The sequence below is a fragment of the Bradyrhizobium cedriense genome (assembly GCF_054602315.1).
This window is the reverse complement of sequence record NZ_JBTSWB010000011.1, coordinates 56,409-77,076: the sequence shown is the minus strand read 5'-3', so window position 1 is coordinate 77,076 and position 20,668 is coordinate 56,409. Positions and strand designations below refer to the sequence as shown.

The following is a 20,668-nucleotide window of genomic DNA, read 5'->3' as shown; positions in this document are numbered from 1 at the left end:
ATAATACTTGCAAAGTTTGCGAGCGGCTGGTAGTCGGCTTTCGGGTTTCACTCAACATTGGCGAGCCTGTTTCGCTGGGCATTCGCGTCACGGATGTTCCCCATGAAATGCATCGTAACTGGCGGCGCCGGTTTCATTGGAAGCCACCTCGTCGATCGCCTGCTCGATGACGGCCATGAGGTCATCGCGCTCGATAATTTCGTCATCGGACGCGCCGAAAATCTCGCCGCGCGCGCCGGTTCGAGTCAGTTGAAGGTCGTGCGTGCGGACGTCACCGACCTCGACGCGATCAAACCGTATTTCCACGGGGTCGATTGGGTCTTCCATCTCGCGGCACTGGCCGACATCGTTCCCTCGATCGAGTCGCCGATCCCCTACCATCGCGCCAATGTCGACGGCACGGTCAACGTTCTCGAGGCGGCGCGGCACGCGGGCGCCCGCCGCTTCGTCTATGCGGCCTCGTCATCCTGCTACGGTATTCCGGACGTCTATCCGACGCCGGAGAGCGCCGAGATCCGGCCGATGTATCCCTACGCGCTCACCAAAAATCTCGGCGAGCAGTGCGTCATGCACTGGTGCCAGGTCTACAAGTTGCCCGCCGTCGCGCTGCGGCTGTTCAACGTGTACGGACCGCGTCATCGAACCACGGGCACCTACGGCGCCGTGTTCGGCGTGTTCATGGCGCAGAAGCTCGCGGGAAAGCCCTTCACGGTGGTCGGCGATGGCGAGCAGACCCGCGACTTCACCTTCGTCAGCGATGTCGCCGATGCCTTCGTGACTGCCGCGCGCTCCGATGTCTCGCACGAGATATTCAACGTCGGTTCGGACAACACCTACAGCGTCAATCGGCTGGTGGAATTGCTCGGCGGCGACAAGCTCCACATTCCCAAGCGTCCTGGCGAGCCCGATTGCACCTACGCCGACATCACCAAGATCAAGCGGTGGCTGAGCTGGTCGCCGAAGGTGAAATTCGAGGACGGCGTTGCGACGATGTTGAAATCGATGGACCAGTACAAGGACGCTCCGCTGTGGACGGTGGACAAGATCGCCGACGCTACCAAGGACTGGTTCAAATATCTCGGCGACGACGAGGCCACGCCGAAGGCGAGCCGTTGAGCAGGTGCGTTCACGCCCGATATTTGCCGCTAGCCGATTATTTCCGGGCCGGCCACCTGAGGCCTACCGGCGCTTTGGATAATTCACATGAGTAATGCTGCGACAGACAAGCCGACCGGCCATCCGGCACCGCACGAGAAGATCAAGACGATCGAGGAGTTGGGCGAGATTGCGCGCGCCGCACAGGCAAAGGGCCTGACCGTCGCGCTGTGCCACGGCGTATTCGATCTGGTGCATCTCGGCCATGTCCGGCACATCCTAGCGGCGCGCAACGAAGCCGATGTGGTCATCGTGACCATCACCGCCGACCGTTACGTCAACAAGGGTCCTGGACGGCCGATCTTTCCGGAGAATATGCGGGCCGAGATGCTGGCCGCGCTCGGCACGGTCGACTGGGTCGGCATCAACCGGACTTCGAGCGCCGAGCCGGTCCTCGATGCAGTCCGCCCCGACATCTACGTGAAGGGCTCGGACTACGAGAATCCCGAGGATGACGTCACCGGCAAGATCGCCACCGAGCGCGAGGCCGTCGAGCGCCACGGCGGCCGTATCGTCTTTACGCGCGACGTGACCTTCAGCTCGTCGTCGTTGCTGAACCGCTACTTCGACATCTACGATCCCCCTCTGCGCGACTACCTCCAGAAGGTGCGCGAAGGCGGCGGCGCCGAACGCCTGCTGAAGCTGATCGACAAGATCCAGGACATGCACGTCGTGCTGGTCGGAGACACCATCATCGACGAGTACCAGTATGTCACGGCGCTTGGAAAGGCATCCAAGGAAAACATCGTCGCGACCCTGTTCAAGAACCGGGAGCAGTTCGCCGGCGGCGTGATCGCCGCGGCGAACCACGTCGCGAGCTTCTGCAAGTCGGTCGAGGTCGTCACGACGCTGGGCGGCGAGGACTATCCCGAAGCATTCCTGCGCGCTCATATCCGCCCGAACGTCAAGCTGACGCCGATCCGCGTCGAGAACCGCCCGACGACCCGCAAGCTGCGTTACGTCGAGCTCGGCTACCTGCACAAGTTGTTCGAAGTCTACACCATGAACGACACGCCGGTCAGCGATAGCCAGCGGAAGGAGATCGACGAGGTCACAGCGGATCGCGTGCGCGAGGCCGACGTGGTCATCATCACGGATTTCGGTCACGGCATGATCGCATCCAGCACGATCGAGACGTTGATCGCGAACTCCAGATTCCTGGCAGTCAACGCCCAGAGCAACAGCGGAAACCACGGCTATAACCTGATCACGAAGTATCCGCGGGCCGACTATATCTGCATCGACGCACCGGAAGCGCGCCTGGCCGCCACCGACAAGTTCAGCGACATCGCATCGGTGATCGAGGACGGCCTGCACCGCAAGATCGCCTGCGACAACATGATCATCACGCACGGCTCCTTCGGCTGCTACCCCTTCTCGTCGAAGACCGGCGTCGCGCGCGTACCCGCTTTCACCAAGACCGTCGTCGATACCGTCGGCGCGGGCGATGCCTTCCTGACGATTACGGCGCCGCTGGTGGCAGCCGGCGGCAATATCGAGGACGTCGCCTTCATCGGCAACGCCGCGGGCGCGATCAAGGTCGGCATCGTCGGCCACCGCAGCTCGGTCGAAAAGGCCCCGCTGGTCAAATTCGTCACCGCGCTGTTGAAATAGCGCAAGAGAGAAATTTCGGAGAGCACAGTGATTGATCAGAAATGGAATGTGATGGTCACCGGCGGCGCCGGCTATGTCGGCAGCGTGCTGGTTCCCCAGCTGCTTGCGGCGGGCCACAAGGTAACCGTGCTCGACTTGTTCATGTATGGCGAGGACGTCTTCAACGCCGTTCGCGACAATCCGAACCTGCGCCTGATCAAGGGGGACATCCGCGATGAGGCCGCGGTCAACGAGGCCCTGCGCGGCAACAATGCCGTGATCCACCTCGCCTGCATCTCGAACGACCCCTCCTTCGAATTGGATCCGACGCTCGGCAAATCCATCAACTACGATTGCTTCCGGCCGATGGTGCGCGCCGCAAAGAAGGCCGGCATCAAGCGCTTTATCTATGCGTCCTCGTCCAGCGTCTACGGCATCAAGGACGAGGCCGAGGTGACCGAGGAGCTGTCATGCGAGCCGCTCACGGACTACTCGAAGTTCAAAGCGATGTGCGAGACCGATCTTGCCGACGAAGCCGCATCCGGCTTCGTCACCTGCACAGTTCGTCCTGCCACCGTCTGCGGCTACGCACCGCGGCAGCGCCTCGACGTCGTCGTCAACATCCTGACCAATCTGGCGGTCAACACCGGCCGCATCCGCGTGTTCGGCGGAACGCAGAAGCGGCCCAATCTGCACATCGAGGACATGTCCGCGGCCTATCTGTTCCTGCTTCAGCAGGATGACGCGAAGATCGACGGCAAGACCTACAACATCGGCTACGAGAACCACTCGCTGATGAAGATCGCCGACATCGTCAAATCAGTGGTCGGAAGCAGCGTCGACGTGGCCGTCGAGCCCACCGACGATCTGCGCTCCTATCACGTGTCTTCGGAGAAGATCCGCCGCGAGCTCGGATTTGCGCCGACACACACGATCGAACAGGCCGTGTCCGGCCTCGTGGACGCCTTCAAGGCCGGCCGCCTGCCGAACTCGCTCAACGATCCCAGGTATTTCAACATCAAGATGATGCAGAACATCAGCCTCAAGTGAGCGGCGTGCGGATCGGCATCGATTTCGACAATACGATCATCTGCTACGACAAGGTCTTTGCCGCCGTCGCGCGCCAGCGTGGGCTGGTGCCGGAGAGCTGGGACGGGCTGAAGACCGACGTCCGTGACTATCTGCGATCCCGCGCCGGCGGCGAGCTTGCCTGGCAGGGACTGCAAGGCTTCGTCTACGGCAAGGGAATTGGCGGCGCCGAGATTTATCCTGGAGTCCGCGAGTTCCTCGCCGCCTGCCGCAAGGCCGGCGCGAACGTCTACGTCGTCAGTCACAAGACGCAGTTCGGACATCAGGACCCGGATCGCGTCGACTTGCGCGAGGCCGCGCGCGGCTGGCTGAGGGGGGCGGGTCTCATCGACGTCGCCGACACAGCGCTGGCCGTGGGCAACGTCTATTTCGAGGATACGCTGACAGCGAAGGTCGAGCGGCTCGCAAGCCTGCGGCTCGATGTCTTCATTGACGATCTCGTCGATGTCTTCGAGCAGCCGCATTTTCCGAAGACGACGCGATCGATCCTGTTCACCCAGTCGCGACCTCCCCATCCCGCGCATTGCGAGCCGATCGCGACCTGGGCCGATATCCGCCGCGGAGTGTTCGCGCAATGAGCGAGCCCGACATCAGCGTCCAGGATGCGATCTCGATCGGCAGCCGCCTCTCTGGAGCACGCGTCGCGGCCGCACAACCGGCGCGCTCCGGCGGCAACAACCGGGTGTTTCGGCTGGAAATGGCGCAGGGACCGCCCCTCGCCCTCAAGCACTATCCGTCCGACGGGCGTGATCGCCTGGGACAGGAATATGACGCGCTCTCCTTCCTGTCGCGACACGGCATCACATCGACGCCGCGCCCCATGGCGCAGGATCCGGCTGCGTTCTGCGCACTGTATCAATGGTTTGACGGTGAGGCCGCGGTCCTGCGCCCCCAGCCCGACGATGCCGACCAGTTGGCCGACTTCCTGATCGAACTGCAAAGGCTGCGGAATGCCGAGGGCGCGCGGGCTTTGCGGAACGCGTCAGCCAGCATCTTTTCGCCCGAGGAAGCCATCGCGCAGTACGAGCAGCGCCTGGACGGGTTGAGGCGCGCGTCGCAGGATCATCCGGACCTGTGTGCATTCATCGACGGCAGCCTGGTTCCCAGCACTGCCATCGCAATCCGGCAACTCCGCCGGCGCTATGCGGAACTGGGCCTGAATCCCGCGGCGGACCTCGCGCCCGCTCATCGCGCACTGAGCCCGTCGGATTTCGGACTGCACAACGCGCTGCGCGCCGAAGACGGCACATTGCAATTCATCGACTTCGAATATTTCGGCTGGGACGATCCGGTGAAGCTGGTGTCCGACACCGCGATCCATCCCGGCAGCGATCTGCCCGAGGCCGGCGCGAAGAGACTGATCGAGCGGCTCTCGCGCGCCTTCGAGGCCGGGGATGACGCGTTTGCGATCCGCCGTGACGTACTGTATCCTGTGTTCGGGGCGATTTGGTGCCTGATTGTCCTGAATGCCTTTTTGCCGGAAAGCCGCTCCCGGCGCGCCCTGGCTGCGCTAGGTGGCGATCTGACGGTCCGCCTTGCCGGCCAGCTCGACAAAGCCCGCCGGCTCCATCAAATGATTTGCCAACGTGATCCAGATCTCACCCCACGCTGAAGCCGCTCTCACCTGCACGCTGGACGAGCGCAGCCTTTATTTGCGCCGCCTGGTACTCGGTTCTGTCCGCTCTGCCGGACGCGGACATGTCGGTCCGGCTCTGTCGCTGATCGAGATGGTCCGCGTGCTCTACGATGAAGTGTTGCGGATCGATCCCAAGAACCCGCGCGATCCCAATCGCGATCGCGCGATCCTCAGCAAGGGACACGGCTGTCTGGCGCTCTATGCGCTCCTGGCCGATCGCGGCTTCTTCCCGCTGTCGGAACTGGAAGGCTTTTGCGGGCCCGACAGTATCCTCGGCGGACATCCCGAATACGGCATGGTGCCGGGCGTCGAGGCGTCGACCGGTGCGCTGGGCCACGGCCTGTCGATCGGTGTCGGCCTCGCGCTCGCCGCACGCATGCGCGAGCGCAGCTACCGGACCTTCGTGCTGCTTGGCGACGGCGAGATCAACGAGGGATCGGTGTGGGAAGCCGCCATGGGCGCGGCCAAGCACGGGCTCGACAACCTGGTCGCGATGATCGACTACAACAAGCTCCAGAGCTACGGGCCGACCGACTACGTCCTGCCGCTGGAGCCGCTTGCGGACAAGTGGCGCAGCTTCGGCTTCGCCGTGCAGGAGCTCAACGGCCACGACGTCGGCGCGCTGCGCACCGTCCTGAAGCAGGTCCCGGCCGTTTCGGGCAAACCCACCGCGATCATCTGCCATACCGTCAAGGGCAAGGGTTTGCCACCGGCGGAATCCAACGCCGATTGGCATCACAAGAACAAGCTGACCGACAGCGAGCTCGACGCCATCCGCGTCGCCGTCGGCGATTTTTGATCGGCTCCCCATGCGCAACACAGCCATGAACATGGTCCACAAGCTCGCCGCGCGCGACGAGCGGGTGCTTTACATCGGCTCCGATCCCGGCGCGGGCACCTTGCGTGCGATGAGCAAGGAGTTTCCCAAGCGCCACCTGATCGAGGGCATCTCGGAAGCACACATCATCGGCATGTCGGCCGGCCTCGCGATGGAAGGCTTCGTGCCCTACGTCAACACCATCGCAACCTTTCTCACCCGCCGCTGCTACGAACAGGTGGCCGTCGACCTCTGCCTGCACAATCTGCCGGTGCGGCTGATCGCCAATGGCGGCGGGCTCGTCTACGCGCCGCTCGGTCCCACGCACCAGGCGATCGAGGACATCGCCATCATGCGCGCGCTGCCGAACATGACGGTGATCTGCCCATGCGACGCTGACGAGGCGGCACGCATGATGGAGCAGACACTCGACTGGAAGGGTCCGATCTACATCCGGCTCGGAAAGGGCGGCGACGCCATCGTCTCCAAGGCCGAGCACGGCTTTGAGATCGGCAAGGCCATCCTGATGCGCCCGCAGGGCGACGTCCTCATGGTGACCACGGGCATCATGCTCCAGCGCGCCCTCGCTGCGGCCGACCTGCTGGCAGCGCAAGGCATTCGCGCCGGCATCCTGCACATGCACACCGTCAAGCCGCTCGACACCGAGGCGCTGCTGCAGGCCATCCGCGGCACCAGGCTCGTGGCGACGCTGGAGGAGCATGTGCCCGCCGGCGGCCTCGGCAGCGCCGTCGCGGAGGCGTTGATCGACAAGCTCGGCGCCGGCTTCCCTGCGATGCTGCGTCTGTCGCTGCCGGACCGCTTCATGCACAATTACGGCTCGCAGGACTCGCTCCTGAAGAAGCACGGCCTTTCCGCCGGTGCCATCGCGACCTCGATCGAGCATGCGCTCGCCGCCTCGCGCACCTCCCCTCAACTTCATTCCACCTGACGGGTCACATGTACGACGTTCGATATTCCTATCTGCTCGAGCAATTCGCCGACCCCGCTCCGATCCTGGCCGAGATCGGCCGGCTGGTTGCGACCGGTGACTTCACCCTCGGCAAGCCCGTCGCCGAATTCGAGAAGCGGTTTGCCGAACTGATCGGCGTGCGTCACGCCATCGGCGTCGGATCGGGCACTGACGCGCTCAAGCTGCCGCTCAAGGCGCTGGGCATCGGTCATGGCGACGAGGTCATCACCGCCGCCAACACTTTCATCGCCACCGTCGGCGCGATCGCGGAAACCGGCGCCACACCGGTGCTGGTCGACTGCGATGATTCCTTCTGCATGAATGTCGACCAGGTCGAAGCCGCGATCACCAAGAAGACCAAGGCGATCATGCCGGTTCAGCTCACCGGCGAGGTCACCGACATGGGCAAGCTGATGCCGATCGCGCAACGTCACAACCTTCCCGTGGTCGAGGATGCCTGCCAGGGCATCCTGTCCGAGTTTGCCGGGAAGCGCTCCGGCACCCACGGCATCGCGGCCGGCTTCTCCCTGCATCCGCTCAAGAACCTCAACGTCTGGGGCGATGCCGGCGTCGTCGTCACCAATGACGACGGGATGAACGAGCGTCTCCGTCTCATCCGCAACCACGGCATGAAGAACCGCGACGAGATCGCGATCCTCGGCTGCAATTCGCGGCTCGATTCCCTTCAGGCGGTGGTCGGCAACTGGCTGATCGGCCAGACCAGCGAGATCACGCGACGCCGGATCGAGAATGCGGCCCATTACGATGCGGGCCTCGCCGGCCTGCCCGGCCTGCGCATCCCGCCGCGCCGGCCCAACGTGAAGCACGTCTACCACCTCTACATGGTATTCGCCGAACGCCGCGACGAGCTCTACAAATACTGCCTGGAGAACGGCATCGAGGCCAAGATCCACTACCCGATCCCGCTGTATCAGCAGGAAGGCCTCAAGCATCTCGGCTACGCACCCGGCACCTTCCCGGTCACCGATCGCCACGCCAAGGAAGTCATCAGCTTCCCCGTCGACCAGCATCTGACGCGCGCACAGCAGGACCGCGTCATCGAGACCGTCAGGAAGTTCTGCCATGGACGCTGATACCGGCCGCCGGCGCATCGGTTACGTCAATCTTCCGGCGCAATTCGAGGAAGAACGCGCCGAGATCATGCAGGCGGTCGAGGGCGTCTTCCAGCGCGGCGATTTCATCGGCGGAGCGGCGGTTGCAAGGCTCGAGGAGGAATTGTCCGCCTATCTCGGCTCGCCGCATGTCGTGACGCTGAATTCCGGCACCGACGCGCTGATCCTCGCCATGCGTGCGCTCAACATCGGTCCCGGCGACGAGGTCATTACCCCGCCGAATTCGTTCGTGGCATCGACCGCCGCGATCATCGCGGTCGGCGCCACGCCGGTGTTTGCGGACGTGCTTCCGGACCAGAACATCGATCCGGCCGCGGTCGAGGCTGCCGTCACCCCGCGGACCAAGGCGATCATGCCGGTGCATCTGACCGGGCGCATGGCCGACATGACCCAGCTGATGGCGATCGCGAACAAGCACGCGCTCGCCGTAATCGAGGACAGCGCTCAGGCGATCGGCTCGACCTATGACGGCCGGATGAGCGGCACCATCGGCACGTTCGGCTGCTTCTCCGCTCACCCCTTGAAGAACCTGAACGCCGCGGGCGATGCCGGCTTCCTCGTCACCGCTGATGCCGAGCTCGCCGCGCGAATTCGCCGGCTGCGCAATCACGGCCTCATCAACCGCAGTGACGTCCAGGAATGGGGCATCGTCTCGCGGCTCGACACGCTTCAGGCCGAGGTGCTGCGCATTCGTCTGCGCCATCTGCCGTCGGTGATCGAACGCCGGCGGCGCAACGCCGCGCAATACCGCACCGAGCTCGCCGGCCTGCCGCTGTTCATTCCGCCCTGCCGCAACATCGAATTCAACACGTTCCACACCTTCGTCGTGCAGACCGACCGTCGCAACGATTTCCAGAAATATCTTGCCGACAAGGGCATCGAGACCGCGATCCACTATCCGGTCCCGATCCACCTGCAGCCGGCAGCGGCGCATCTGGGTCATGGCCGCGGCACGTTCCCGGTGACGGAACGGCAGGCAGACCAGATCCTCACCCTTCCCATCAACCAGTTCCTCTCGGTCTCCGATATCAGCTATATTTGCACGACCGCCCGGGAGTATTTTGCATGACGGATACGGACTTCCTGCACGCCGACGAGCAGGCCCTGGCGCAGCGCTTCATCGACGATGGCTTCGTCACCACGCCGGCCGACGATCGCGCCGGGCTCGACCGGATCCAGCGTCGTGCCGCCGAACTTGCGGCGGACTATCTCAAGCTGCCGCACAGCAACGATCCCTACGCGATGCTCGACACCATCCACACGCGGGTGAGCGTGGATGATCTGAACGGCCTCCGGCTGCACGTCTTCAACGGCCTCAACGCCGAACCGTGGTTCCGGCCGACCTACTTTCGCCTGGCGCGCTCGACGATCGAAACGATCGTCGGCAACGAGCTCTGCATGCAGCGCCGCGTCAATCTCAGCATCCAGCTCCCCGGCGACAGCTCGTCGCTGCTCGCCACCCACTCCGACGTCTGGTCGGGCGACTCGCCGTTCGAGGTCGTGGTGTGGGTGCCTCTGGTCGACGTGCGCCGCACCAAATCGATGTACCTGCTGCCGCCATCCCTGAACGGCGAGATGCAGGACCGAATGGCCAGCCTGCGCAGCGCCGAAGAGCTGTACAAGACGATCAAGCCGCACGCGACCTTCATCGAGATCCCCTACGGTCACGTGATGCTGTTCAACCAGACCCTGATGCACGGCAATCGCGTCAACGAGGAAGCCGGCACGCGTTGGAGCATGAACTGCCGCTTCAAGAGCATCATGTCACCCTACGCGGACAAACGCTTCGGCGAGTTCTTCGAGCCGATCCTGCTGCGGCCGGCGACGCGGGTCGGCATGCAATACAAGCTGCCGGGAGGTTTCCATGGCTGAGCGAGCCGGCCACCGCGGCTATATCGGCGCCCGGCCGCTGAACGGCAGCCGCACCCCGCAGCACGTCCAGAACATCGTGATCCGCGACTATGCGCGGCGGAAGAACCTGCATTATCTGCTGAGCGCCGCCGAGCACACCATGCCCGGCAGCTACATGGTGCTCGAGGACATCCTGGACGAGCTGCCGCGGCTGCGCGGCCTGATCCTCTACAGCATCTTCATGCTGCCGCCCGAGGAGGCGCGTCGGCGTCAGATCTACGACCGCGTGCTGCGCGAGGGCTGTGACCTCCACGCCGCGGTCGAGGAGATCACGCTGTCGTCGCAGAAGGACGTCCAGGCGGTCGAGGACATCCTGCTCGTCAATAAATTCGCGACCATCCTGTGACGATGGCGCGGAGCGGTTGACGATCATGGCCGAGATCAACCTGCTGCAGCCGATGCACGCGTCGACCAAGCGGAACTACGTGCAGCGGGTCATCGAGCACGACAAGGCGGAATCCGCCACCATCGCGCGGCAATGGGGACGCGACTATTGGGACGGCGACCGGCGCTACGGCTACGGCGGCTATCGCTATGACGGCCGGTGGCGTCCGCTGGCCCAGACCCTGATCGATCGCTACGGCATCAAGCCGGGCATGAGCGTGCTCGACGTCGGCTGCGGCAAGGGCTACCTGCTCTACGAGTTCACCCAGCTCGTCCCCGATCTAAGAGTCGCCGGCATCGACATCTCCGAATATGGTATCGCCAGCGCCAAGGAGGAGGTGCGGCCACGGTTGAAGGTTGGCAGCGCCGTCGAGCTCCCCTATCCTGATCAGAGCTTCGATCTCGTCGTATCGCTCGGCGTGCTGCACAATCTTCCGCTCGAGGACGTATTCCGCGCCGTATCGGAGATCGAGCGGGTCGGACGCGGAACCTCGAAATATCTGATGGTCGAATCCTTCCGCAACGAGCGCGAGAAGGCGAATCTGCTTTACTGGCAGCTCACCTGCCTGAGCTTCCACGGTCCTGAGACATGGGCCTGGATCTACGACAAATGCGGATACCGGGGTGACCATGGGTTCATCTTCTTCGAGTGAGGCAGGCCTGCGCCGGCCGACATCGTTACGCGCGCAAAATCCCGAAGTGTACTATTCGGACGACGCGATCGTCACGGCGGACGACGCCACGATCGCGGAGCTGAAGCGCATCGCCGCCACCAACCCGCGTCTGCGCAGCCGGCTATGCACGCATCCCGATCCCTCTTCCGGCCTGCACGAGATGCTCATCGTGCATCATCGCGAAGCCTATGTGCGGCCCCACATGCATTTTGGCAAACCTGAATCGTTTCACGTGATCGAGGGCACCGCGCAGGTCGTGATCTTCGAGGATGACGGCCGCATTCGCGACGTGCTCGAGATGGCGCCCTACGGCCAGGGCAAGCGCTGCTACTATCGGATGCCCGAAAAGGTCTTCCACTCGATCCTGATCACCTCGGAGTGGCTGGTGTTTCACGAGACCACCGCCGGCCCGTTCGATCCCTCCCGCACCGCATTTCCCGACTGGGCGCCCGACGGCAGCGACGCTGCGGCGGTCCAGACTTATGTCACGAGAACTGCTACGCTCGCCGCGGAGCATCTGGCGAGAAGATAACTCCGACTGCTATCGCTGCTCGACGATCCCGCCGTGAACGAACGAGGACGACAACAGCCGATGAAGCCGCCTGCAAAAGTACTGGTGACTCTGGCCAAGTTCGCAGTCTCGATCGGTATTCTCGTATTATTGTTGCGGGCGCAGGACTTGTCGTCCCTGAAAGCCGACCTTCTCGCGGTCCGGTTGGACATGCTGGCACTTGCGGTGCTGCTGCTGTTCGCTCAGACTTTTTTGCTTTGTCACCGCTGGATCCTGATCCTCCGCGCCATGAACGTGCCTCTCGACTGGCTGGCGGGCTGGCGCATCCTCATAGTGAGCAACTTCTTCAATCAGGTGCTGCCTGCGGGCGGTGACGCGGTCCGGATCTGGATGCTGCGCCGGCACGGCGTTCAATGGTCGCCAACGATCAGCAGCACCGTGGCCGATCGTCTCCTTGCGCTGCTGGCTCTTGCTGCCGTCATATTAGCAGGAATGCCGTTTCTGCTGACAAGGATCCGCGATCACTCGCTCCTGTTCGCGATCGTCATCACTCTCGTATTTGCGTGTTTCGGCCTGATAGCCCTGCTCGCGCTGGATCGCTGGCCGCCCCGCATCGTCGCTGCTCTGCCCGAACGGATCGTGCAATTTGCGATGCTGATCAGGGCTCCGCTGGCAGCTAAAGCGCGCGGAACGCTGATCACCGCAGCCATCATCATCCACCTGGTCACGGTCGCAGCCTGTTACATCCTTGCGGTCGGAATCGACGCGCCACTCTCCCCGGTTGATGCGTTCGTTCTTGTTCCGCTTGTCATTCTGTCCTCCGCAGTGCCGATCTCGATCGGAGGATGGGGCGTGCGAGAAGGCGCAATGGTTGCTGCCCTTGGCCTCGCTGGGATCGCATCAGACAAGGCGCTCGCGATATCGGTTCTGCTCGGACTCGGCGGCCTGATCGTGGGACTGTTCGGCGGCTTGGTTTGGCTGGCTGCACCGGAGCGCGCGAACTTCAGCACGGACCGCGCAAGGGCCGTCGCCGAACCAACTGACGCTGCATCGGTCTAGCGATGGGCGATAGCAGACAAGATCAAGCCAAGGGAGTTGCCAAGGTGCCCCCCATCCTCGAGGCGTGGCTGTGGCGCGTGCTCATATTCGTGCCGGCCGCCATCTCGATCTGGTGTCTGAATCGGCCCGACACTTACCGAACGCTGATCTTCGACGGCGGTTGGACAACGCGATTCTACGTTGTCGCCTGGATCGTCCTGACACCGTATCTTGGCTGGCTCATCATGGCGACCGGCCGCCTGACGTTCTCGCTCATCAAGCACGAACCCGCTCAGCGAGTGGACGAATTCTTCGTCGGTGCAGCCACACTCATATTGACGGGATTCGGGCTCGGCGTTCTGTCACTTCTATATCCGCAAATCGTGCTCGGATTGTCGATCGCAGTTCTCTTGTGGGATCTTCGGCGCGTGTGGAAGCCGCAGAAGCTCGCGCTGAGTCTCTCGCTGATCGCGACATCGCTGCTCGGTCTTTGGCTTCTGACAACGGTGTTTCTGGATCGCGCCGTGATGCCCGACGTCGTTTCCACCGACGTTCAGCAGCTCTACGCACCATATCTTGCGGAAGTTGCGAGAAATCACAGCATCTGGCTCGCGAACGACAATCCCATCTTTTCCGACTTCGAAATCGGCCATGGAAATGGATTGCACTTGTTGCTGGCGACGTTTCTGCCTCCCCATGTCGCCCAGATCATCTCATTTCTCTACTTCGTCGGAATCGGCGCGGTCATTTTCGAGCTCGCCCGCATCGTCGTGCCATTGCAGGCTCTTGGACGGCGGTGGCTGGACGCAACGATACCGATTGCTGTCGGCCTCGCCGTCCTCGGGCTTGCGTGGCCGAGAACATCGCCGAGCGTCAAGGCCGGCCTCCATGTCATGGAGTTCGGCAAGTATCACATTCAGACGGCGGCGTTCTTCGTCTACTTTCTGCTGGTGGTCATCCGATCATCTCAAAGCCGCGACAGGTTTGCTGCAGGCATTTGCGGCTTCGCCGTAGCCGCTTCCTATCCGCTGTACGCATCACTAGTGTTCCTGATTTCATCGTTGGGCGTATTCACCAAGGCACTTCAACAAGACCGATCCGGCCTCGTCACCAGCATCCTGCTGGGATTGGGGGCATTCACAGGATGCGTCCTGGCCTTCTCCTTCAACTATTTCTACCTCGGAATTCCCGCGACGAATCCATACTCGCTGTTTCGGCATGTCGTGTCTGTCGAGCGCTTTTCGAAGTTCGGCAGCCTCGACATCCTGGATTTTTTCGTGATGGCACAGTCGGTAGAGGTCAGCGACTTTTTCAATAAGGCGGGAGTTATCTATCTCTTCAGGCAAGCCAAGTCGGTTATCGCAGTCGCCCTCCTCATCATGCTGGCGATCTCCGTGGTCGCGTTTGCCGACTCGAAGCTCAATCCCGATCGACGAAGCGAATCGAAGCTGCCGCCACTGCCCAATCCTGCGGGACTTTTCATCGTTGTCGCCTACATCGCCGGCGTCCGGCTGCTGGATATGACACTGAATATCCCCAGCCTGATCAGGTTGTCCATTCATGTGAACGCGCTCTTCCCGCTCGCGACCGCCGGTATCGCTTGCTGGGGTCTCGTCCTGCTGGGGCGATTCAAACCCGCTTGGTTCGCGGGACGCTTCGCTCCCCATGCCGTACTCGCTGCGCTGCTGGTCACCTGCGCCTGGATGGTTGTCAGCTATCCCTGGCAGACCTTCAGGGAAGACAGAGCGATCGCTTTTGTGCAGGGGCGTCCACTCAATCAGATGCCTCGCGTCAGCCTGAATTGGCAACGTTGCGACGAACTACAGCAATCAACGGGTTCAGATCGTATTCTCGCTCTCAATGGCTACCGCGCCATGGTCCCCTGCTATTTTTCACCCCTGCTTACGCGGGGCAAGGTCATCCACACCTATCAGAGCGACGTTGCACGCGACTTCAGGAAGATTGCACTGGGGCCGGCGGATACGGCAGAGGCAGCTCTTCGGGAGCTAAACGTCAAGCTGTTCTATGTCCAGAAGCAGAACTGCGATTTCTGGCTCAACGGCTTTTCCGATCTTTTTCAAAAGGCCGAGTTGGAGAAGCGGTTCTCGTTGCATAGCGAGACCCCGAACTATTGGATGTTGACCTGGAAGGATGGCGGTCAAGCATTGAGTCCACAGGTCGAGGCTGGCATCTCGGCGTTGCGGACGAGATCAAAAGACATCTATCGGGAGGCCTATGGCATAGAACCGTTCGAGGTGGTCAAGCACCGTTCGGCCCCCAACGGCAAGCGAGCGGACATCGCGGTGCTCGAGCAGCTAACCACGTGCCACTAAAGCATGCGTTGCCACAATCGCACCGGTTCCCCGCCCCTTCGGTAACTGGAGTCCGTAAAACCGAATTTTCGCCCGGGCCCCAATGCGGGAGGAGAAGACGCTCAGAGGACTGCGGCCTTTCCGAGGGCCGCGGATGTTGTGAATAGCCTACCCTCTGCAACTTAAGAATTGTGGCGCAGGCTGTGGCCCTATATAGGCTTCAAATGCGCCATACATCGCCGGGGCGCCGATGTTCCCTGGCTTTTCCTGCAAAGAGTTGAAGCCGTGACCGACCATTGCCGCCTTTGCCATTCGACCAACCTGCGTCCGGTGATCGACCTCGGCATGATGCCGATTGCACATCGGCTTCGGCACAGCCGGAGCGAGCAGGAGGAGCGCTATCCGTTCGAGGTGCTGGCGTGCGGCGAGTGTGGCCTGCCGCAGATCGTCAAGCCGATCGATCCGGACATCCTGTATCGCCAGTTCAATTACAATTTCAGCAGCTGGAAGCCGGAGCCGCACCAAGCGGACGAACTCGACACCATCGCGAAGTTCTCCAAGCATCAATCCGTGTTCGAGATCGGATGCAACGATGGCCTGTTCATGGACAAGCTGCGCGAGCGCGGCGCGAAGGTCCTGGTCGGCGTGGAGCCCAACCCGGTGTCGGGCAAGATCGCGCGCGAGCGTGGCATCAAGGTCTATTCCGACATGATCAGCCCGGCGCTGTGTAATGACGCTGTCGCCGAGGCTGGCAAGTTCGACCTCGTCGTCTCGCGACAGGTGCTGGAGCACATCGTCGATTTCGAGAACTTCTTCGACTGCGTGAAGATCGCGCTGCGCGAGGACGGGCTGCTGTTCATCGACGTGCCTGATTTCGCGCCCGGCTCGACGGCGGGAGACCTCTCCGTCCTCTGGGAGGAGCACGTCAGCTATTTCACGGAGCCGACCCTGCTTGCGCTGCTGGCGCGCCACGGCTTCGAGGCGGTGTCCGTGAAGAAGTACAATTTCAGCGGTGGCAGCCTCGCGATCGCAGCCCGCCGTGCCGCAGGCGACGTGACGCCGCCACCTGCGCCGTCCGGCGTCGGCGAGAAATTCGGTCAACGCGCAAGGGAATATGGCGCGCGTCTTCGTCCGATCCTCGCCAAGGCCCGCGCCAATGGCGCCGAAATCGCCATCTACGGCGCCGGTTGCCGCGCCTGCACGTTCACAAATGCCCATGAGCTGGCCGATCTGGTCGACCTCTCGGTCGACGATCAGAAGGAGCGCCAAGGCTTGTTCCTGCCCGGCACCGGAATTCCGATCCGCTCGCCGGGAGACCTCGCCGGGAAGTCTGACCCGCTCGTCTGTCTTCTCGCCGTGAATCAGGAGAACGAAGCCAAGGTCAGCAGCCGGCTGCGCGAGAATGTGAAGCGTCCACTGCACATCGTTTCAATCTTCGCGCCGTCCGACATCTGGAGCGAGCTCGATCGTCTCGAGGCGACCGCAGGGTCGCGGCATGGCTGAGGACAAGCTCTTCAACTACTACGAACGTCAGGACGTTCTGCCGACGTTCGGAAATTTCAAGTCGTCCGCCGAGCTCGAAGCCTACGCCACTCAGCGGCGCGAACTGTTTTCGGACAAGCTGGTGCTGCCGCCGCGGCTGTTCCGCAATGCCGAGGTGCTCGAGTTCGGTCCTGATTCCGGCGAGAACGCTCTGGTGTTTGCGGGCTGGGGCGCGAACATGACGCTCGCCGAGCCGAACCGGCATGCGCATCCGAAGATCCAGGCCTATTTCGCGCATTTCGGCCTGACCGAACGTCTCCGCGAGCTCGCACTGGCCGACGTCGAGGGATTCCGCAGCGACCGCAGGTTCGACATCATCGATGCCGAAGGATTCATCTACACGGTGCAGCCGACCGAAACTTGGCTTGGCATCTTCCACCGGCTGCTCAATCCGGACGGTTACGCCGTCGTTTCGTACTACGAGCGCTATGGCGGCTTCTTCGAGCTCGCGCTCAAGGCGATACATGCGGCGGGAAAGGTATTGACGGGCCGTCCTGCGCTCGAAACGGCGAGGATGCTGTTCGATGCGAAATGGAGCAGCATCCCGCACACCCGCAGCTTCGAATCCTGGCTGATGGACGTTCTCGAGAATCCATTCGTCAGGCATCGGTACTTCCTCGACGCGGCGACTTTGTGCATGGCGGCGCATCAGCAGGGATTCGACGTCCATTCGACATGGCCGGCCTATCGCGACAGTCTGGACGTCTACTGGCACAAGAAAGTCTTGCCCGACGACGAGAAGCTGCGGCGCGCAACGCGCCATCTCGACCGCAGCCGCCTGAGCTTCCTCGGCGGACGAAAGCTCTACCTGGTCGGCAAGCCCGATGCCGTGGAGGCGATCTCGGCATTGATCGAGGAGCTGGTTCTCGACGTTGACGCGACGATCGACGATCCCTTCGGCGAGAGCCTGCCGCGCGTGATCGCGAGCCTTGCGTCCTTGCGCGAGACGATCCGGACGACGGGCATTCTCGCCGACGATGCGGCCGACATCGAATCCATCACGGCAACGCTCGACAGTTTCCATCGCATCTTTGGCGCGATCGGGCGACGGGATGCGTCCGCGGTCACTGCCCTCACCCAGACGGATACAGCGTTCATCAACACCTGGGGACAGCCGGCGCACTTCCTCGTCATCCGGAAGCGCATCAAGGGATCATAGCCAGTGAGGCCAGGCATTGGCATCATCGGAACGGGCATGGTCGGCCAGATGTGCCACCTTGCCAACTTCGCCGCCAATCCTGCCTGCCGCGTCGTTGCGATCGCCGATCTCCGGCCTGATCTGGCCGCCGCCGCGGCACGGAAGTTCGGCATCTCGCGGGTCTATGGCACGCATCGGGATCTGCTTGCCGACAGCGACGTGTCGGCCGTGGTCGTCGTGACGAAGCGGCGCGCGACCGGGCCGATCGTCCTGGACGCGTTGAACAGCGGCCGCCATGTGCTGTCGGAAAAGCCGATGGCCTACACGACGGTTCAGGCCAAGACGCTGGTCGAAGCCGCCAGGCGACAGGACCTCATCTACAGCATCGGCTATATGAAACGACACGACGCCGGCGTGGCACGCGCGCTGGCCGAGGTGGCACGTGTCCGCGCAGACCAGTCGCTCGGACGCATCGTCGCCGCGCGAGGCTGGTGCTTCGGCGGCGACACGGGCCGGGCGCAGGACAATTTCGTGATGACCGGCGAAGCGCGTCCCGACGGGCTCGAACTCTGGCAGGACGGTCCCGACTGGATGCCGCGCGCGATGCGCCCCGGCTACGACAATTTTCTGAATGTCTTCAGCCATATCATCAATCTGGCGCGTTACCTGCTCGGATCGTCGCCAGCGGTCGCCGAAAGCTCTGTCGAGACATCGGGAGCCGCACGCATCACCCTTGACTTCGACGGCATCGCTTGCACGCTTGATCTCGTGAACGGGTCCGAGGGCGCCTGGCGCGAGGGACTGACGATCGATTTTGAGCGTGGCGCGGTGACGTTGAAATTGCCCCCGCCCTTTGCCGAGCAAGCGGCGGAGGTCATCCTCGAGCACGATGGTCACAGCACGCGGCTGACGGGTGAAGTGAGCTGGGCATTTCGGCGCCAGGCCGACGCCTTCGTTTCCGATATCGCCGAACGACGCAAGCCCCTGGCTTCCGGCGAGGACTCGGTAACCGACATCGCGCTTGCAGAGGCGGTCTGGAAGCGGCGAATTAGCGACGAGGCGTGACACTCTTGCTTGCGGCCTCGAGCGGCAAGACGCCCGCAATCGGGCCCACCTTGATCGTGACCTGCGCAAGCTGAGCCAGAAGCTCTGCAACATCGCAGCGCGCCAGCAACCGGCACACGTAGTACTTCCGGACCAAGGTCTGGTTCGGCGCGGCTCCAGGGCCCGGCTGCAACGAGATCGTCGCCTGCGGCCCTGAGGGGTCGAAGTGACGGAATGCACTTCCCGGAGCTTTCCGTGCCTCGTCCATCCCACGGAGGATGTCGGGCCGCTCGGCACGCAGGGCAAATCCGAAGAATGGTTGATTGCCCCAGGCGAGGCGAAGCATGCCGGTGACTTCGGCGAGGCCGAACGGCACATGCCGAGACGGGTAGTCGAAGAAGCCGTCATCGAGCGCATAAACCGTTGCCGCCGGCTGCACACGGCCGGCAAGGTCGCGTGCCAGGGCCTGCTGCTTCAGGGTTCTCGCCTGCATGAAGACGTAGTCGCTCCACAGCATGCCGATCGACACGATCAAGCCCACTCCGAACATGACCGCAAAGGCGGCGCGTGGGGCGGTCCAACGTTCGGCCAGTCGCTTGAACCCGAGCAGTGTCAGCGCCAACGGCACGCCGAACATCAGCAGATGACGGCTCTCGTAGAAATGCGTGGAAGACGGCCGCAGGCCGGCGATCAGATAGGGCGATGACAATGCGAGGAACAAGACCACGGCGAGTGCGATCGGGACGGTGATCGCGCCTCTGGACGCGCTCGACCTCGTGTCCGAGCGCAGCAGCAGCAAGACGATGCCGGCGAGGACCGCAGCCGCGATGAAGAGCGTTGGGACCTGAATCCCAGCTCGAATCGCGTGGCTCACCACGTCCCAGTAGCCCGTGAGGAAGAAAGCCCACCATCCCCTGGCCAATTCGCCGAGCGTCGGCAGGTGGGCGTCATAGTGCTGTGCGTAGACGCCGATCCGCTTGAACCAGATATTGAGCGCGCCCCAATAGATCAGAGGAAGCAACATCAATTCCGGATAGCGCAGGGTACAGCGCCAAGCTGCGAGCCAGGTGCGGCGAGCCAAGCCCTGCGTCGCGTCACCGCCCCGCCATATCGCAAGGAACAGGCCGAGCACCACGAAGGCATAGAGCACAATTGTCGAGTTGAGCGCGAAGCTCAGCAGGAACACCAGCGCGGCGGCTATGCGAAGCAACACACGCCGCAGGCCGCGTGCGCCGAACGCGAGCGTCAACAGCCATGTACCGATGAACAGAAGTCCGAGGCTGAAAACGTAGACCGCGTTGGCCTTGCCTGCCCAAAGCTGATAGCCGGGATAGGTCCAGACGATCAGCGCGAAGCCGACCGCCTCGGCGCGGTCGAGCAGATCGAGACGTGTCGCCGTCAGCATCAGACACACCGCGCCGAAGACAATTCCGGCGAGCGCCAGCGATACCATCACGACAACCGGCGCCCCCGTCCAGTTCGCGAACGTGTCGTAGCTGTAAAAGATCGGATGGCCGGCGCCATTCAGCAGGAAATCGATGTCGACGAGATAGTCAGGACGCGGCTTGAGCACCAGCCAGTCGTCCATGAAGAGGCCGTCATTCACGAGCATCGGCGCGTGCGCAATCAGCAACACGGCGATCAGAATGGCTATCGCGCGCAGCAAGGGGGGGAAGCTCGGACGGGAAAGGGCGGACATCGCCGGCAAGGATTTGCACGCC

At 62.8% G+C, this 20,668-nt stretch carries 19 protein-coding genes; 18 read left to right on the top strand and 1 reads right to left on the bottom strand.

Going from position 1 to position 20,668, the window contains the following annotated elements; genetic code table 11:
* Nucleotides 1-102 precede the first annotated feature (102 nt).
* From ACYCVF_RS34175 to ACYCVF_RS34090, 18 genes are all read left to right on the top strand, one after another.
* A complete protein-coding gene (locus tag ACYCVF_RS34175) occupies nucleotides 103-1,116 on the top strand; it encodes an SDR family oxidoreductase (protein WP_459604107.1) in 1,014 nt (337 codons plus the stop codon).
* Nucleotides 1,117-1,203: 87 nt separating this feature from the next.
* Nucleotides 1,204-2,769: a PfkB family carbohydrate kinase gene (locus tag ACYCVF_RS34170; RefSeq protein ID WP_459604106.1), complete on the top strand. Its 1,566-nt coding sequence runs from the start codon at nucleotides 1,204-1,206 to the stop codon at nucleotides 2,767-2,769.
* 27 nt (nucleotides 2,770-2,796) lie between these two features.
* The gene (locus ACYCVF_RS34165) at nucleotides 2,797-3,798 is read left to right on the top strand and encodes an NAD-dependent epimerase/dehydratase family protein (RefSeq protein ID WP_459604105.1); all 1,002 of its coding nucleotides are present in this window, start codon (nucleotides 2,797-2,799) and stop codon (nucleotides 3,796-3,798) included.
* 5 nt (nucleotides 3,799-3,803) lie between these two features.
* Nucleotides 3,804-4,415 carry an HAD family hydrolase gene (locus tag ACYCVF_RS34160; protein ID WP_459604104.1) on the top strand — a complete coding sequence of 204 codons (612 nt, stop codon included), beginning with the start codon at nucleotides 3,804-3,806 and terminating at the stop codon, nucleotides 4,413-4,415.
* Nucleotides 4,412-5,449, top strand: coding sequence for a phosphotransferase (locus ACYCVF_RS34155; RefSeq protein WP_459604103.1), 1,038 nt, complete (start codon nucleotides 4,412-4,414; stop codon nucleotides 5,447-5,449). Before ACYCVF_RS34160 ends, ACYCVF_RS34155 begins: the two co-directional genes overlap by 4 nt.
* Nucleotides 5,424-6,272, top strand: coding sequence for a transketolase (locus ACYCVF_RS34150; RefSeq protein ID WP_459604102.1), 849 nt, complete (start codon nucleotides 5,424-5,426; stop codon nucleotides 6,270-6,272). Before ACYCVF_RS34155 ends, ACYCVF_RS34150 begins: the two co-directional genes overlap by 26 nt.
* Before the next feature lie 10 nt (nucleotides 6,273-6,282).
* A complete protein-coding gene (locus tag ACYCVF_RS34145) occupies nucleotides 6,283-7,239 on the top strand; it encodes a transketolase family protein (protein WP_459604101.1) in 957 nt (318 codons plus the stop codon).
* Nucleotides 7,240-7,247: 8 nt separating this feature from the next.
* Nucleotides 7,248-8,354, top strand: a complete 1,107-nt coding sequence (locus ACYCVF_RS34140; protein WP_459604100.1) for a DegT/DnrJ/EryC1/StrS family aminotransferase — start codon at nucleotides 7,248-7,250, stop codon at nucleotides 8,352-8,354.
* Nucleotides 8,344-9,462 (top strand): DegT/DnrJ/EryC1/StrS family aminotransferase, encoded by a 1,119-nt coding sequence (locus ACYCVF_RS34135; protein WP_459604099.1) that lies wholly within the window; start codon nucleotides 8,344-8,346, stop codon nucleotides 9,460-9,462. The genes ACYCVF_RS34140 and ACYCVF_RS34135 overlap by 11 nt, the downstream gene beginning before the upstream one ends.
* Nucleotides 9,459-10,265, top strand: coding sequence for a sporadic carbohydrate cluster 2OG-Fe(II) oxygenase (locus ACYCVF_RS34130; RefSeq protein WP_239624485.1), 807 nt, complete (start codon nucleotides 9,459-9,461; stop codon nucleotides 10,263-10,265). Before ACYCVF_RS34135 ends, ACYCVF_RS34130 begins: the two co-directional genes overlap by 4 nt.
* Entirely contained in the window at nucleotides 10,258-10,650 is a 393-nt protein-coding gene (locus ACYCVF_RS34125) for an LIC12192 family sporadic carbohydrate cluster protein (protein WP_459604098.1), read from the top strand. Before ACYCVF_RS34130 ends, ACYCVF_RS34125 begins: the two co-directional genes overlap by 8 nt.
* Before the next feature lie 25 nt (nucleotides 10,651-10,675).
* Complete coding sequence (locus ACYCVF_RS34120) at nucleotides 10,676-11,341, top strand: class I SAM-dependent methyltransferase (protein ID WP_459604097.1); 666 nt, start codon at nucleotides 10,676-10,678, stop codon at nucleotides 11,339-11,341.
* Nucleotides 11,319-11,894: a WbuC family cupin fold metalloprotein gene (locus ACYCVF_RS34115; RefSeq protein ID WP_459604096.1), complete on the top strand. Its 576-nt coding sequence runs from the start codon at nucleotides 11,319-11,321 to the stop codon at nucleotides 11,892-11,894. Before ACYCVF_RS34120 ends, ACYCVF_RS34115 begins: the two co-directional genes overlap by 23 nt.
* A gap of 60 nt (nucleotides 11,895-11,954) precedes the next feature.
* Nucleotides 11,955-12,932, top strand: coding sequence for a lysylphosphatidylglycerol synthase transmembrane domain-containing protein (locus ACYCVF_RS34110; protein ID WP_459607320.1), 978 nt, complete (start codon nucleotides 11,955-11,957; stop codon nucleotides 12,930-12,932).
* Between the two features lie 44 nt (nucleotides 12,933-12,976).
* Complete coding sequence (locus tag ACYCVF_RS34105) at nucleotides 12,977-15,244, top strand: hypothetical protein (RefSeq protein WP_459604094.1); 2,268 nt, start codon at nucleotides 12,977-12,979, stop codon at nucleotides 15,242-15,244.
* Nucleotides 15,245-15,508: 264 nt separating this feature from the next.
* Nucleotides 15,509-16,726, top strand: coding sequence for a class I SAM-dependent methyltransferase (locus ACYCVF_RS34100; protein WP_459604093.1), 1,218 nt, complete (start codon nucleotides 15,509-15,511; stop codon nucleotides 16,724-16,726).
* Complete coding sequence (locus ACYCVF_RS34095; RefSeq protein WP_459604092.1) at nucleotides 16,719-17,924, top strand: class I SAM-dependent methyltransferase; 1,206 nt, start codon at nucleotides 16,719-16,721, stop codon at nucleotides 17,922-17,924. The genes ACYCVF_RS34100 and ACYCVF_RS34095 overlap by 8 nt, the downstream gene beginning before the upstream one ends.
* A gap of 3 nt (nucleotides 17,925-17,927) precedes the next feature.
* Nucleotides 17,928-18,968, top strand: a complete 1,041-nt coding sequence (locus ACYCVF_RS34090) for a Gfo/Idh/MocA family protein (RefSeq protein WP_459604091.1) — start codon at nucleotides 17,928-17,930, stop codon at nucleotides 18,966-18,968.
* Here the strand turns inward: ACYCVF_RS34090 and ACYCVF_RS34085 are convergent.
* Nucleotides 18,952-20,613 (bottom strand): hypothetical protein, encoded by a 1,662-nt coding sequence (locus tag ACYCVF_RS34085; protein WP_459604090.1) that lies wholly within the window; start codon nucleotides 20,611-20,613, stop codon nucleotides 18,952-18,954. The genes ACYCVF_RS34090 and ACYCVF_RS34085 overlap by 17 nt on opposite strands.
* Nucleotides 20,614-20,668 lie beyond the last annotated feature (55 nt).

What these genes read in the sequence shown, in the direction of transcription:
- ACYCVF_RS34175 (WP_459604107.1), top strand. Translation starts at nt 103, where the DNA reads ATGAAATGCATCGTAACTGGCGGCGCCGGTTTCATTGGAAGCCACCTC.
- ACYCVF_RS34170 (WP_459604106.1), top strand. Translation starts at nt 1,204, where the DNA reads ATGAGTAATGCTGCGACAGACAAGCCGACCGGCCATCCGGCACCGCAC.
- ACYCVF_RS34155 (WP_459604103.1), top strand. Translation starts at nt 4,412, where the DNA reads ATGAGCGAGCCCGACATCAGCGTCCAGGATGCGATCTCGATCGGCAGC.
- ACYCVF_RS34145 (WP_459604101.1), top strand. Translation starts at nt 6,283, where the DNA reads ATGCGCAACACAGCCATGAACATGGTCCACAAGCTCGCCGCGCGCGAC.
- ACYCVF_RS34140 (WP_459604100.1), top strand. Translation starts at nt 7,248, where the DNA reads ATGTACGACGTTCGATATTCCTATCTGCTCGAGCAATTCGCCGACCCC.
- ACYCVF_RS34135 (WP_459604099.1), top strand. Translation starts at nt 8,344, where the DNA reads ATGGACGCTGATACCGGCCGCCGGCGCATCGGTTACGTCAATCTTCCG.
- ACYCVF_RS34130 (WP_239624485.1), top strand. Translation starts at nt 9,459, where the DNA reads ATGACGGATACGGACTTCCTGCACGCCGACGAGCAGGCCCTGGCGCAG.
- ACYCVF_RS34125 (WP_459604098.1), top strand. Translation starts at nt 10,258, where the DNA reads ATGGCTGAGCGAGCCGGCCACCGCGGCTATATCGGCGCCCGGCCGCTG.
- ACYCVF_RS34120 (WP_459604097.1), top strand. Translation starts at nt 10,676, where the DNA reads ATGGCCGAGATCAACCTGCTGCAGCCGATGCACGCGTCGACCAAGCGG.
- ACYCVF_RS34115 (WP_459604096.1), top strand. Translation starts at nt 11,319, where the DNA reads ATGGGTTCATCTTCTTCGAGTGAGGCAGGCCTGCGCCGGCCGACATCG.
- ACYCVF_RS34110 (WP_459607320.1), top strand. Translation starts at nt 11,955, where the DNA reads ATGAAGCCGCCTGCAAAAGTACTGGTGACTCTGGCCAAGTTCGCAGTC.
- ACYCVF_RS34095 (WP_459604092.1), top strand. Translation starts at nt 16,719, where the DNA reads ATGGCTGAGGACAAGCTCTTCAACTACTACGAACGTCAGGACGTTCTG.